The organism is uncultured Alsobacter sp. (genome assembly GCF_945952055.1).
Classification (GTDB): domain Bacteria; phylum Pseudomonadota; class Alphaproteobacteria; order Rhizobiales; family Beijerinckiaceae; genus Alsobacter.
The window spans coordinates 1-13,955 of sequence record NZ_CAMFHB010000058.1; the positions used below are offsets into that span (position 1 = coordinate 1).

Annotated in this window: 13 protein-coding genes; 3 read left to right on the plus strand and 10 right to left on the minus strand. The window is 68.7% G+C overall.

Annotation, left to right across the window (positions count from 1 at the left end; all coding sequences use genetic code 11):
* Nucleotides 1-43: 43 nt before the first annotated feature.
* Entirely contained in the window at nt 44-823 is a 780-nt protein-coding gene (locus tag Q0Q47_RS27305) for an SDR family oxidoreductase (protein WP_293867699.1), read from the minus strand.
* A gap of 209 nt (nt 824-1,032) precedes the next feature.
* Between Q0Q47_RS27305 and Q0Q47_RS27310 the strand changes: the two genes are divergently transcribed.
* Nucleotides 1,033-1,767, plus strand: a complete 735-nt coding sequence (locus tag Q0Q47_RS27310; protein WP_293867700.1) for a PRC-barrel domain-containing protein — start codon at nt 1,033-1,035, stop codon at nt 1,765-1,767.
* A gap of 66 nt (nt 1,768-1,833) precedes the next feature.
* Here Q0Q47_RS27310 and Q0Q47_RS27315 read toward each other — a convergent pair whose 3' ends face one another.
* The gene (locus Q0Q47_RS27315) at nt 1,834-2,154 is read right to left on the minus strand and encodes a hypothetical protein (protein ID WP_293867701.1); all 321 of its coding nucleotides are present in this window, start codon (nt 2,152-2,154) and stop codon (nt 1,834-1,836) included.
* Between the two features lie 126 nt (nt 2,155-2,280).
* Between Q0Q47_RS27315 and Q0Q47_RS27320 the strand changes: the two genes are divergently transcribed.
* Entirely contained in the window at nt 2,281-2,685 is a 405-nt protein-coding gene (locus tag Q0Q47_RS27320; protein WP_293867702.1) for a DUF3775 domain-containing protein, read from the plus strand.
* A gap of 115 nt (nt 2,686-2,800) precedes the next feature.
* The gene (mazG, locus tag Q0Q47_RS27325) at nt 2,801-3,652 is read left to right on the plus strand and encodes a nucleoside triphosphate pyrophosphohydrolase (protein ID WP_293867703.1); all 852 of its coding nucleotides are present in this window, start codon (nt 2,801-2,803) and stop codon (nt 3,650-3,652) included.
* Between the two features lie 37 nt (nt 3,653-3,689).
* On the opposite strand, the gene hflX is transcribed toward mazG, so the two are convergent.
* From hflX to dusB, 8 genes are all read right to left on the minus strand, one after another.
* Nucleotides 3,690-5,099: a GTPase HflX gene (hflX, locus tag Q0Q47_RS27330; RefSeq protein ID WP_293867704.1), complete on the minus strand. Its 1,410-nt coding sequence runs from the start codon at nt 5,097-5,099 to the stop codon at nt 3,690-3,692.
* Nucleotide 5,100: 1 nt separating this feature from the next.
* Nucleotides 5,101-5,364 (minus strand): RNA chaperone Hfq, encoded by a 264-nt coding sequence (gene hfq, locus Q0Q47_RS27335; RefSeq protein ID WP_293867705.1) that lies wholly within the window; start codon nt 5,362-5,364, stop codon nt 5,101-5,103.
* 162 nt (nt 5,365-5,526) lie between these two features.
* Nucleotides 5,527-6,408: a D-amino-acid transaminase gene (locus Q0Q47_RS27340; RefSeq protein ID WP_293867706.1), complete on the minus strand. Its 882-nt coding sequence runs from the start codon at nt 6,406-6,408 to the stop codon at nt 5,527-5,529.
* A 41-nt stretch (nt 6,409-6,449) separates the two neighbouring features.
* Nucleotides 6,450-7,817, minus strand: coding sequence for a sigma-54 dependent transcriptional regulator (locus tag Q0Q47_RS27345; RefSeq protein WP_293867707.1), 1,368 nt, complete (start codon nt 7,815-7,817; stop codon nt 6,450-6,452).
* Between the two features lie 42 nt (nt 7,818-7,859).
* Nucleotides 7,860-10,115: a PAS domain-containing sensor histidine kinase gene (locus Q0Q47_RS27350; RefSeq protein ID WP_293867708.1), complete on the minus strand. Its 2,256-nt coding sequence runs from the start codon at nt 10,113-10,115 to the stop codon at nt 7,860-7,862.
* A gap of 151 nt (nt 10,116-10,266) precedes the next feature.
* Nucleotides 10,267-11,718, minus strand: a complete 1,452-nt coding sequence (gene ntrC, locus Q0Q47_RS27355) for a nitrogen regulation protein NR(I) (protein WP_293867709.1) — start codon at nt 11,716-11,718, stop codon at nt 10,267-10,269.
* A gap of 7 nt (nt 11,719-11,725) precedes the next feature.
* Nucleotides 11,726-12,862 (minus strand): ATP-binding protein, encoded by a 1,137-nt coding sequence (locus Q0Q47_RS27360; protein ID WP_293867710.1) that lies wholly within the window; start codon nt 12,860-12,862, stop codon nt 11,726-11,728.
* A gap of 28 nt (nt 12,863-12,890) precedes the next feature.
* The gene (gene dusB / locus Q0Q47_RS27365; RefSeq protein WP_293867711.1) at nt 12,891-13,907 is read right to left on the minus strand and encodes a tRNA dihydrouridine synthase DusB; all 1,017 of its coding nucleotides are present in this window, start codon (nt 13,905-13,907) and stop codon (nt 12,891-12,893) included.
* Between the last annotated feature and the right edge of the window lie 48 nt (nt 13,908-13,955).

Sequence of the window (13,955 nt, forward strand, 5' to 3'; positions counted from 1 at the left end):
CGCGGGGGGGGGCCCGGCGCGCGCTCTTGTTCGGGGCGGCGGCTCAGAGCGACGAAGCGATCTGTCCGCCGTCGACGCGCACCACGGATCCCGTCACGAAGGATGCCGCGTCGCTGGCGAGGAACACCGCCATGGCGGCAAACTCCTCGACCGTACCGTAGCGACCGGCGGGAATGCGGCTCTTGGCCGTGGCACGGATGTCGTCGATGTCCTTGCCCTGGCGCTTCGCATTGGCTTCGTCGAGCTGCTGGAGCCGATCGGTCGCGATGCGGCCGGGCGCGATCGCGTTGACCGTCACGCCGGAGCCCGCCACTTCGCTGGCCAGCGTCTTGCCCCAGCCCACGAGCGCGGGGCGGATCGCGTTGGAGATCGCGAGGTTCGGAATGGGCTCGATCACGCCGGACGAGATGACGGAGAGGATGCGCCCGAACTTGCGCTCCATCATGTCGGGCAGCGCGAGATCGGCGATCCGCACCAGCCCCACGAACATCGCCTCGAAGGAGGCGCGCCACTGGGCCGGAGCGATCTTCTGCGCCAGCCCGGGAGGCGGCCCGCCGCTGTTGAGGACCAGGATGTCGATGCCGCCCATCGCCGAAACGGCGTCGGCGTAGAGGGCGTCGACCTGGGGCAGGTTGCCCGTGTCGCAGGCGAGCCCGCGGGCCTTCCCGCCGATGCGCTCGGCCGCCGCCTGGGCGCTCTCCAGCGTCCGGCTGGCGATGGTCACCGTGGCCCCCTCGGCCGCGAGACCCTGCGCGATCCCGAACCCCAAGCCCTTGCTGGCGCCCAATACGAGCGCGCGCTTTCCGGCCAGTCCCGTCTTCATGGCTCCGTCTCCCAGTTTGCGGAGTTCTGTCGTTGACCTTGTCAGTCTAGGCGATGTCGCCGGCCTCGTGGCCCGCGCCCGACGCCGCACAGCCCTGCACCAACGCTCGTTTTCCCGCAAGTGGTCGTGAAAGAAGCGCGAACCAAACCGCCCCAGACAAGTTGAAAGGCACGCGCACGCTGCGCCTCTTTTTCAAATGGGAGAATGACATGCTGAAACTGAATCTCGTTGCCTGCACGCTCGCCAGCGCCCTTCTGGCGACGACCGCGATGGCCCAGACCAGCCCGGCACCGTCGACCCAGGCGCCTGCCGCGGCCCCCTCGACCGTAGCCCCCTCGACCATGGCCCCATCCACCTCGGGGACCATGAACAACAGCGCCACGATGAGCAGCAATGCCGCCGCCGGCTCGACGCAGTTCTACACGGTGATGTCGGCCAACCAGTGGCGCGCCTCGAAGTTCGTGGGCGTCGACATCTACGGCGCGAACAACGAAAAGATCGGTGATGTCAACGACATCATCCTCGACAACCAGGGCAACATCAACGCCGTGGTCATCGGCGTCGGCGGCTTCCTCGGCATCGGCGAGAAGGACGTGGCCATCCCGTTCAAGACGGTCGAATGGATGACGACCGACAACAAGGCCCGCACCGCGTCCAACGGCGCGATGGGCACCAACAATGCCCCGTCGGCCAGCAACAACGGCACGATGGGAACCAACAACACGGCCGCCAACAACGCTGCCGGCCGTCCGGCCAACAGCACCGACGTAACCGGCACGACGGTCGCCTCCGGCTCCGACATGCGGGCCTACCCGGACCACGGCGTCCTGCGCATGACCAAGCAGGATCTGCAGAACGCGCCGTCGTTCCACTACACGGACCGGACGGACGCCAAGAACGCCAGCGGCACGCAGAACCCGGTCCCGACCGGCACCAAGCCGTAAGCCCTACGTCCGCAAGGACACGGGTGGAAAGGGGTCCCTCGGGGCCCCTTTCTGCTGTGCGCGGGCTCAGCGCAGCACGAAGAGCCCCGTGGCGCCGATCAGCACCAGGCCGACGACGACGAGCGCCATGAGCCAGGGAGCGCTGCGCCGGCCGGCCAGGTCGGGGCGCCGCGAAGCCGCAGCCGAGGCGATCTCGGGGGCGGTCTCGTGAGCGAGCGCCAGATCGACCTCGCGCGCGCTGGGCGGCCGGCCAGCCGCCTCGTCGTCGGTGCCGAGCGGCGCCGCGGCCGGATCGGGGAAGTCCACCTTGTCGGCGGTCCGTCCCTGGTCGATCGCCGCCCGCAGGCGCTCGGGATTGCTGCGATTGGGGGTGTCGTCGGCAGGCATGGCGGCCTCCTCGGCTGGCGGGGGTCACAGCGCCAATGCCGGCATGGCCCACGGTGTTCCACGGAACGGGGCGGTACGGGCCGGCGTTCGCCTCAAGACACCGGAACCACACGGAGAGACACGGCAATGGACATGGCGCTCGACAAGATCTGCTCCCTCATCCGCCAGGCGCGGCGGTTCGACGTGAAGGAAGGCGTCACCGATCCCGCGTCCGGCTCCAATCCCACCGACGACAACCAGATCGACGTGCTCGAGCCCACGGCGGACGATCCGACCGAAGGCGAGATCCGCTCGTTCATCGCCGGCCTCAACGTCGACGAGCAGGCGACGCTGATCGCGCTGGTGTGGATCGGGCGCGGCGATTTCGAGGGCGAGGACTTTGCCGAGGCCTTCGCCGCGGCGCAGGAGCGCAACACGGGCCGTACGGCCGACTACCTGCTCGGCATCCCCGACCTGCCCGACCTCCTCGACGAAGGCCTGGGTGCCCTGGGCCTCTCCTGCGTGGACGAGGACGGCGGCGCGGGCGTCTGACCCCAGGAGGCCGGAGCCCGCCCTGTCCCCCGCTTGCGTCCGTCCCGCGAAAAGCCGGATTCCACGTTCTCGCCGCATGCTCTAGCGTCGGGCGCTCCTGACGGAGAGTCGCCGCGTGACCGACAATGCCTCGTCCCCGCCTGCCCCGTCGCGAGACATCGCGGCGCTGATCGCCATCATGGCCGCGCTGCGGACACCGGGGACCGGCTGTCCCTGGGACCTCGTGCAGGACTACGCCTCGATCGCCCCCTACACGATCGAGGAGGCCTACGAGGTCGCCGACGCCATCGCTCGCGGCGACCTGTCGGACCTGCGCGACGAACTGGGCGACCTCCTCCTGCAGGTGGTCTTCCACGCGCGCATGGCCGAGGAGGAAGGCCGCTTCGCCTTTCCCGACGTCGTCGAGGCCATCACCCGCAAGCTGATCCGCCGCCATCCGCACGTCTTCGGCAATGCCCGGGACCTGCCGCCGGCCGAGGTGAAGGCGCTGTGGGGAGAGATCAAGGCGCAGGAGAAGGCGGAGCGCCGGGCGCAGCGCGAGGCTGCCGGGCTGCCCCCCGAGGCCGGCACCACCGGAGCACTCGCCGGCGTGCCGGTCGGCCTGCCGGCGCTCACCCGCGCGGTGAAGCTCCAGGAGAAGGCTTCCAAGGTCGGCTTCGACTGGAACGACGCCCGGCTGGTGCTGGACAAGATCCGCGAGGAGATCGGCGAGGTGGACGCGGCGCTGGCCGAAGGCGACAAGGCGGCGGTCGCCGACGAAGTGGGAGACCTCTTCTTCGCCCTCGCCAACCTCGCCCGCCACCTGGACGTGGACCCCGAGGCGGCGCTGCGCGGCACCAACGAGAAGTTCACCCGCCGCTTCGCCTACATCGAGCAGCAGCTCGGACACCAGGGCCGCACCGCGGCGCAGGCGACGCTGGACGAGATGGAAGCGCTGTGGGTGGAGGCGAAGACCAAGGCGCGGTGAGCGCACGGCGGGATGGTGCGTCCTGAGATAGACCCTCTCAGCGCATCTTCCGCGCGGCCGGGAAACGCCTGAGCAGCCGCGGCTCCTTCTCGGGCGCGACACGCACGGCGAGCTGGGTCCGGCCTTCCTCGTCCTCGCGCCGGTCGAGCACCTCGGCTTCCTCGTAGACCCAGTTGAGCCCGGCGCCGTCCTCCGGCGCGATCGAGAGGTGGTAGACGGGCCGCTCGGACGCCAGGCGATCCTCGATGGCCCGCTTGAGCACGTCGATCCCGTCGCCCGTCAGGGCCGACACGAGGACCGGGCGCTCGCCCGCCGGCCTGTGCGACGCAAGCGCCATGAGGCGATTGCGCTCGGGCTCGTCGAGCTGGTCGGCCTTGTTCCAGACCTCCACCACGCGCTCGTGGCTGTCGGTTGGGATGCCGAGGTCGCGCAGGATCGCCACCACGTCGGCCGACTGGGCCTCGGTGTCGCCATGCGACACGTCGCGCACGTGCAGGATGACGTCGGCGGCGATGACGTCCTCGAGCGTGGCCCGGAAGGCCGCGACGAGCATCGTCGGCAGGTCGGAGATGAAGCCCACCGTGTCGGACAGGATCACCGGAGCGCCGTGCGGCAGCTTCACCACGCGGGCGGTGGGATCGAGCGTCGCGAACAGCAGGTTCTCGGCGAAGACGTCGGCGGCCGTGAGGCGATTGAACAGGGTCGACTTTCCGGCATTCGTGTAGCCGACGAGGGCCACGACCGGATACGGCACCTTGCGCCGGCTCTCGCGGTGCAGCGAGCGGGTGCGCTTGACGTTCTCGAGCTCACGCTCGATGCGCACCATGCGCTCCTGGATGAGCCGCCGGTCGGCCTCGATCTGCGTCTCGCCGGGGCCGCCGAGGAAGCCGAAGCCGCCACGCTGGCGCTCCAGATGGGTCCACGACCGCACGAGACGGCTCTTCTGGTAGGCCAGATGGGCCAGCTCGACCTGCAGCGCGCCTTCGCGCGTCCGGGCACGCCGCCCGAAGATTTCCAGGATCAGGCCGGTCCGGTCGATGACCTTGGCGCCCCAGGCCTTTTCGAGGTTGCGCTGCTGCACAGGGCTCAGCGCGCAGTCCATCATCACGAGGTCGATCGTGTCGGTCTTGATGAGACCGCCGATCTCCTCGACCTTGCCCTTGCCCAGGTAGGTGGCCGGGCGCGGGGAAGCCACGTTGGCGATGGAGGCTTGGACCACGTCGAGGTCGATGGCAGCGGAGAGGCCGACGGCCTCTTCCAGCCGCGCCTCCGGCACACGCAGGTTGACGTGATGACCGGCCTCGTCGTCGGACGCGGCCAGGAACGCCGCCCGGCGCCCCGTGGCATAGGGACCGATCACCAGCGTGCGCGTACCCGACGCGATGGCCTTCTCGGGATCGACGACCCGCTTCTTGGGCGGGTCGCGGGGAACGCGCGGACCAGTCAAATCAATCCTTGCCGGAGCCGATGGCGCCCTCTTCGCCGGGCTCGAACAACGACACCGGATGGCCCGGCATGATGGTCGAGATGGCGTGCTTGTAGACGAGCTGCGAATGCCCGTCCCTGCGCAAGAGAACGCAGAAATTGTCGAACCAAGTCACCACGCCCTGAAGCTTGACGCCGTTGACCAAAAAGATCGTCAACGGAATCTTGTTCTTGCGTACGTGGTTCAGGAACGTGTCCTGGAGATTCTGGTTGCGTTCCGCAGCCATGGTTCTTGCCCCTACCCCATTGTTGACGGACCCGGACGGTGTGGGATCGCCCGGCTCCTTGATCAGCCCCGCTCCGCCGCTGCGGACATGACAAACGATAAGTGTCGGCGTCAGGATAACCGCCGCGCCGGGAACGCCTAGGCCTTTCCCCGACGGCTCATCCTACTTTATTCCATGAATAGCGGGACGTGACATTTCTGTCACCTCATGGAATGCCGCACGCAGCGCGAGCGACACCGGTCCCGGCGTGCCATCGCCGACCGGATGGCCGTCGATGCGCACCACCGGCGTCACCGGATTGGTGGCCGAGGTGATGAACGCCTCCGCCGCTCCGCGCGCCTCCTCCACCGAGAAGGCACGCTCCTCGATCGTCAGGTTGCGGCGCTTGACGAGGTCCAGCACGCCCGTGCGGGTGACGCCGCGCAGGATCGAGCGATCGGCCTGACGCGTCACCAGACGCCCGTCATGCGTGACGATCCAGGCATTGCTCGATCCTCCTTCGGTCACGTTGCCCGTGGCGTCGACGAACCAGGCCTCGCTGGCCCCGGCCTCCCGGGCCGCCTGCTTGGCCAGGGTGTTGGGCAGGAGCTGCACGGACTTGATGTCGGGCCGTCCCCAGCGGTTGTCGGGCACGGTGATCACGCCGATGCCCTTGCGGGCCGAACGCTCGCCCGCAGCCTTGTCGACGGCCCGCGCGGTGACGACGACCGCGGGCGGCAGCGTCGGCGGCGGCAGGAAGTGATCGCGCGGCGCCACCCCGCGCGACACCTGGACGTAGACGATCCCGTTGCGCACGCGGTTGCGCGCCACCGTCTGGAGCACAACGGTCATCAGCGCGCCGCGGCTCATGGGCTGGCGGATGCGCAGCTCGTTCAGCGAGCGTTCGAGCCGGTCGAAGTGTCGCGTGCTGTCCACGAGGCGCCCTTGCGACACCTCGCAGACCTCGTAGACCGCGTCGGCGTACTGGTAGCCGCGGTCCTCGATGTGCACCATCGCGTCGCGGTGCGGGACGTAGCGGCCGTTGACATAGGCAATGCGCGACATTTCGGAGGATCCTGGAGAGGAAGGCAGACCGGGCGACGTTCTCAGCCGATGCCGAGCGATTTCAGTTTCCGGTGCAAGGCCGAGCGCTCCATGCCGATGAACTCGGCCGTTCGCGAGATGTTGCCGCCGAACCGGTTGATCTGCGCGGTGAGGTACTCGCGCTCGAAGATCTCGCGGGCTTCCCGCAGCGCCAGCGACATCAGCCGCTCGCCGCCGGCACCGTTGGGCGTCGAAGGCACGAGCGAACCGACCTCGGAGGGCAGCAGGTCGGCCGTGATCTCCGACTGGGGATCGCCCTCCGCCAGGATGAGCAGGCGCTCGATGTTGTTGCGCAGCTGGCGGATGTTGCCCGGCCAATCGTGCGACTGCAGCACGGCCAACGCATCGGCCGCGATGGTGCGCTTGGGCAGGCCCGTCGAGGCGGAGATCTGGTCCATGAAGTAGGAGATGAGCTCGGGGATGTCCTCGCGCCGCTCGGCCAGGCTGGGAAGCCTGATCGGCACCACGCTCAGGCGGTGCAGGAGGTCCTCGCGGAACCGCCCGGCCGCGATCTCGCCCGGGAGGTCGCGCGCGGTCGACGAGATGACCCGCACGTCGACGTGCACGCGCATGGTGCCGCCGACGCGCTGGAAGTTCTGCTCGACAAGGACGCGCAGGATCTTGCCCTGCGTCTCGCGCGGCATGTCGGCCACCTCGTCGAGGTAGAGCGTCCCGCCATGGGCCTCCTCGAGCGCGCCGACCTTGCGGGTGCGCCCTTCCCCGCCCTCGACGCCGAAGAGCTCGATCTCCATCGTCTCCGGCGTGATCGTGGCCGCGTTGATGGCGACGAAGGGCCCGTTGGCCCGGTTCGACAGCGAATGGATGGTGCGCGCGGCGAGCTCCTTGCCCGAGCCCGGCGCGCCGGCGATCATCACGCGGGCATTGGTCGCGGCCACGCGCTCGATGGTCTGGCGCAGCTGGTTGGCCGCCTGCGAATGCCCGACGATCCGGCTCGCCTGCTGCGACTTGACCCGAAGCTCCTTCACCTCGCGCTTCAGCCGGGACGCCTCGAGCGCCCGCTCGGCGACGAGCACGAGGCGGTCCGCCTTGAACGGCTTCTCGATGAAGTCGTAGGCGCCCCGCTTGATGGCGCTGACCGCGGTCTCGACGTTGCCATGGCCGGAGATCATCACCACCGGCAGGTCGGGGTGCTGTTCCTTGATGATGTCCAGGAGCTGCAGCCCGTCCAGCCGGCTGCCCTGGATCCAGATGTCCAGGAACACGAGCTGCGGCCTGCGGGCCTCGATGGCGCCCAGCGCTTCGTCGGAATTGGCAGCGACGCGGCAGCGGTGGCCCTCGTCGTCCAGAATCCCGGCGACGAGTTCACGGATGTCGGCCTCGTCGTCGACGATCAGGATGTCGGCACTCATTGTGCTCTTCTCCGTTCGGGTCTCGCTGTCACGCCGGCGGCCTCAGGCCGTCGCTTCCACGACGGCGCCGCCCGCCGGCTGGCCTGCCGGCGCGGGCGCCAGCGGAAGCCAGAGGCGAACCAGCGCGCCGCGGGGCGCGTCGGGATTGTCGAGCAGTTCGATTCCCCCACCGTGTTCCTCCATGATCTTGCCGACGATGGCGAGACCAAGACCTGTCCCTCCCTCGCGCGTGGTCATGTAGGGCTCGAGCAGCCGTTGCCGGTGCTCGGTGGGGAAACCCTTGCCGTTGTCGGCCACGTCCACGACCGCCATGGCGCCTTCGCGCCGGACGGACACGGACACGCGCCCCGGGCCCCGCTCGGATTCGGGCACGGCGCCAACCGCTTCGGTGGCGTTCTTCACGATGTTCGTCACCGCCTGCGACAAGAGCCGGCGGTCGAAGCGCGCCACCAGCTTGTCGTCCGGCAGCGTGTCGACGAAGGTGATCTCGGGGTTGCCGACCCGCATCAGGAACAGCACCTGGCGCACGACGCCGGCCAGATCCTCGTCGTCGGGCTGGGGCTTGGGCATCCGGGCGAAGGACGAGAACTCGTCCACCATGCGCTTGATGTCGTCCACCTGCCGCACGATCGTGTCCGTGCACTGGTCGAAGACGTCGCGGTCGACCGTGATGACCTTGCCGTACTTGCGGCGGATGCGCTCCGCCGACAGCTGGATCGGCGTCAGCGGGTTCTTGATTTCGTGGGCGATGCGCCGCGCCACGTCGGCCCAGGCGGCGGTGCGCTGCGCCGAGACCAGGTCCGTGATGTCGTCCAGCGTGATGATCGCGCCGTACTCGCCGTCGGAGCCCTGCTCCGTGGTGACCCGCACCGTCAGCGTGCGGTCCTGGCCGCCGCGGCTGATCGACACGTGCCCCTGGCTCGCCCGCGGCCGGTCGCCCGTGGCCTCGCCGATGATGTCGGCCAGCTCCGGAATGGCCTCCTGCAGCGGACGTCCGAGCCAGCGGTCACGCGAGCCGTGCAGCAGCCGCTCGGCGGAGGGGTTGAGAACGGTGATGCGCCCCTTCGTGTCGATGGAGATGACGCCCGCCGACACGCCCGAGAGCACCGCCTCGGTGAAGCGGCGGCGGCGGTCGATGAGATCGCGGGCCGCGGTCAGCCGGTCGTGCTGCTGGCGCAGCTCGGAGGTCATCTTGTTGAAGGTGTCGGCGAGGTGGCCGAGGTCCCCCTCCTGCCGCTCCGACGGAACCTGGACGTAGAAGTTGCCCGAGGCCACCTGGTCGGTGGCGTAGATCAACCTCCGGATCGGCGTGACGAGGCGGTTGGCGAAGGCCAGCCCCAGCCAGATGGCCGACAGCAGCAGGATCAGCGTGATCAGCGCGTACATGCTGGCGAAGGCGACCTGCACGTAGAACTTGCGCTGTGACAGCGTCTCGTAGACCTGCACGGCCTGTTCGGTCTGCTGCGGGAATTCGAGCGTGCTCGGGTCGATCTGGCGCGCGACGAACAGGAACGTGTCGTCGAAGCCCGCCACCTTGATGATGGCGCGGAACGTCGTCCCCTGCTCCGGCTGGATGCACAGCGCCTCCGCGTCGGCGGCGGCGCGCACGTCCTCGACCGAGGGCATCTGGAGGCCGGAAATCGGCTTGATCTCGATCCGTTCGAGAATCGTCATGTCGCTCTTGATCAGGAACGCGACCGGAAAGCCGAGGAACATCGCGCGCGAGCGCATGAAGTCCTGGAAGAAGTCCCGGTTGTTCTGAAGCAGGGCGGCGCGGGCGCGTCCCACGTCCGCCGCCATCAGGCTGATCTCGCGGCCGATCGCGCGGCACTGCAGCTCGCTGTACGACTTGGCCACGTTGTTGGACATCGTCAGCAGGTTGCGGATGTACCCGTTGAACTGAATGTCCGTCTGCCGGCCGATCTCGAGCATCATCCAGCCCACGCCGGCGACCAGGATGGCCGGCAGCACGGCAAGGAAGGCGAAGCGGCCCACGACGCGAACGTGCAGGCCCGCCGCGGCGATGCCGGCGCGCCGGGCGCGCAGCAGCACCCACCCCTCGCGCGCCACGAGCCAGACCATCAGCACGATCAGGATCGCGTTGATCAGGAAGAGCACCGTGACGTTCTGCGTCGTCGGCGCGATGGGCAGCATGTCGGCAAGGCCGAGGAACGTCGCCAACGCCGAGACCAGCGCCAGGGCGACGGTGATGCCCCCGACATAGCCCCAGGCACGCGAAGCCCCGCGCGGCTGAGCATCCACGAGATCGGGCAGGACAACGGTGGCGCCCTGAGACATCGGCAGGGTCAGTCCCTCCGGGAGCGGGGCGACACGGTGCGCCCGCGCAACACTGTTGCATTGGAAGACCCGGTTCGCCGGATCAAACGATGCAACAATGCCACACCTGCCCGCCCGGGCAAACCCCGGCGGGTTCGCTTTCCGGTATCAATCAGCGACCGGTGCGGATCACCTGGATGTCGAGGTCGCGGATCTTCTTGCGCAAGGTGTTGCGATTGAGGCCCAGGAGTTCGGCCGCCTTGATCTGGTTGCCACGGGTCGCCGCCAGGGCGGCCCCGATCAGCGGCTCCTCCACGTCGCGCAGGATGCGGTGATAGAGGCCGGGGGGCGGCAGGTCGCCCTTGAACTGGCCGAAATACTCGGTCAGGTGGCGCTCGACCGAGCCCGCCAGCGTCTCGTCCGACGGGCGCCCGTCGTTGCGGGACCCGGGCACCGAGGGCATGGCCGGCTCGGCGAGTTCGGCTTCGATGAGGGGCTCGGTGATCGTTTCCTGGGGATAGAGGGCGGCCAGCCGGCGCACCAGGTTCTCCAGCTCGCGCACGTTGCCCGGCCAGCGATAGCGCTTCAGCCGCTCGAGCGCGTCGTTGTCGATCTGCTTGCGCGGCAGGCCTTCCTTTTCGACCAGCGCGAAGAAGTGCCGCACCAGGTCGGGCACGTCCTCCGAGCGCTCGCGCAGCGGCGGCAGCCGCAGCGGCACGACGTTGAGGCGGAAGAACAGGTCCTCGCGGAAGAGGCCCTGCTGGATCGAGATGCGCAGGTCCTTGTTGGTCGCGGCGACGATGCGGACGTTGGTCTTGATCGGCGTGCGACCACCCACGGTCGTGTATTCGCCCTGCTGCAGGACGCGCAGGAGGCGGGTCTGCGCCTCCATCGGCATGTCGCCGATCTCGTCGAGGAACAGCGTTCCCCCCTCGGCCTGCTCGAAGCGCCCCGAGGCGCGCTGCAGGGCCCCGGTGAAGGCGCCCTTCTCGTGGCCGAAGAGCTCGCTCTCGATGAGGTCGCGCGGAATGGCGGCCATGTTGACCGCGACGAAGGGGCCCTTGCGCCGCTTGCCGTAGTCGTGGAGCGCGCGCGCGACGAGTTCCTTGCCGGTGCCGGACTCGCCCGTGATCATGACCGTGAGATCGGTCTGCATCAGGCGGGCGAGAGCCCGGTAGATTTCCTGCATGGCCGGCGAGCGGCCGACCAGCGGGATGTCCTCGGGCTGCTCGGGCTCGGCGGGCGACGCCACGCTCTTGGGCCGCGACAGCGCGCGCGCCACGATCGCCACGAGTTCCTTCAGGTCGAAGGGCTTGGGCAGATACTCGTAGGCGCCGCGCTCGGACGCCTTGATGGCGGTCATGAACGTGTTCTGGGCGCTCATCACGATGATGGGCAGGTCCGGACGCAGCTTCTTGATGCGCGGCAGAACATCGAAGGCGTTCTCGTCGGGCATCACCACGTCGGTGACGACGAGGTCGCCCTCGCCAGCGGCCACCCAGCGCCACAGCGCCGAGGCGGTTCCCGTCGACCGGACTTCGTAGCCTGCACGCGCCAGGGCCTGGTTCAGCACCGTGCGAATGGCAGCATCGTCGTCCGCAACGAGAATGGTGGCATTCGCCATACGTCAGTCACCTTTCAATGTCGGGGGCGCGTCCGTCGCGAGCCGAGTGCATCGGCATGAGCACCCGGAAAGTCGTCCTGCGTGGCAGGGACTCGCATTCGACGACGCCACCGTGGTCGCCTACTATTTTTGCAACCAGTGCAAGACCGAGGCCACTGCCGGACGCCTTCGTGGTGACGAAGGGATCGAAGAGGTTCCGGATCAGGTCCGACGGCACGCCGGGGCCGTTGTCGCGAACGCAGAATTCCAGCGGCAGGCTCACCCGCTCGGTGCTTCCAGGGACGGAAAGTCGCACGCCGGGCCGAAAAGCGGTCGTCAGCTCGATTTCGCCGTCGAGGGCGTCCGGCCCGATGGCCTCTGCCGCATTCTTCACCAGGTTGAGGAACACCTGGATCAACTGGTCGCGATTTGCATAAACCGGAGGCAAGGAGGGGTCGTAGGCCTCCGCCAGCCTGATGTGCCGCGCGAAGCCGGTGCCGGCCAGGCGCCGGACGTGTTCCAGCACCGCGTGGATGTTGACCGGCTCGCGCTCCACCGGCCGGCCGTCTGCGAAATGCTCGAACCGGTCCACGAGCTTCACGATCCGATCGGTTTCGTCGCAGATCAGCCGCGTCAGGGTGCGGTCCTGGTCGCTGACGCTCGACTCCAGCAATTGCGCAGCGCCGCGAATGCCGGACAGCGGGTTCTTGATCTCGTGCGCGAGCATCGATCCCATTGCACCCACCGAGCGGGCCGCGCCGCGATGGGTCAGTTGCCTGTCTATTTTTTCGGCAATTGTCCGTTCTTGCAGCAGAAGCACGATGTGGGGATCGGCCTCCCCGGCCGGCGCCACGAAGATGTCCACGATCCGCTCGCTGCCGATCCGCGGCGTCCCGATGTCCACGCGGTACTCGTTCATGCTTCCGCCGCGCCGGCGGGCCTCGTCGACCAGCGAGATGACCGGAGACCCGAACGGCAGGAGATCGGCCAGCCCGTTGCGGCGCATGGTCGAGCGGCTCATCTGGAAGAAGGCTTCCGCGGCGACGTTGGCGTCGACGATCATGTTGCGCCCATCCACCTGCAGGACCGGCAAGGGCAGCAGGTTGAGGATCGCGTCTCCGCGCCGGGTCGTGGAGGCCAGGTCGCCGTAGACTTCGTCGAGCACGTCCAGGGGATCGGTCGTCAGGGGCATGTCAGGCGGCCTCGTCGTAGGCGAACGCACCGTAGAGCCGGCCGATGAGCCGGTTGACGGCATGGGGATCCTCGCTCGTCACCAGCCGCTGTCGCTCCTCGGGCGGCAGGGCGAAGCCGGCCTGCGCCGAGTCCTCGGCATAGGCGGCGAGGTGCTTGCGGGCGTGCCGGACACCGACGGCGGTGCCGTAGGCGGTCAGCAGGTAGTCGTAGTGCTCGAGCACGGCGTCGCGCCGGTCGTCGAGCGACGGGGCGGGACAGTCGCGGCCCAGTTCGAGACCCGCCGCGACCTGACCGACCAGCCATGGCCGGCCCAGCGCCTTGCGGCCGATCATGAGCGCGTCGGCGCCACTGGCCTCCAGGATCGAACGGGCATCGTCCAGGGTCCCGACGTCGCCATTGGCGACCACCGGGATCGACACGGCGTCGCGCACGGCCCGGATCGCGCCCCAATCGGCCCGTCCCTTGTAGAACTGGCAGCGCGTGCGCCCGTGAACCGTGACCAGCGCCACGCCGGCCTGTTCGGCGCGCCGCGCCAGGTCCGGCGCGTTGAGAGAGGTTTCGTCCCAGCCGAGCCGCATCTTGACCGTCACGGGGCGGCTGGTGGCGGCCACGGTCGCCTCGATCAGGCGCACGGCATGGTCGAGATCGCGCATGAGGGCCGACCCAGCATAGCCGCCCGTGACCTTCTTGGCCGGGCATCCCATGTTGATGTCGATGACGTCCGCCCCCGCCGCCTCGGCGACACGTGCCGCCTCGCCCATCCAGTGCGGGTCGCAGCCCGCGAGCTGCACCACGTGGGGGGAAATGCCCTCCCCCGCGGCCCGCAGGTCCGATTCGGCGCTGCCGCGCACGAACTCGTCCGAGGCGACCATTTCCGAGACGACCAGGGAGGCGCCGAACCGCCTGGCTATCCGCCGCATTCCGGCATCGGTGACGCCCGACATCGGGGCGAGCACCACACGGCCGGCCACCGCGACCGGCCCCAGCGAAAATGCGGCCTTGGGGGAACTCTGCATAATTTTTCAGCAACTTGTCCGACTGCCTGCATTCTAATCATATTTTTT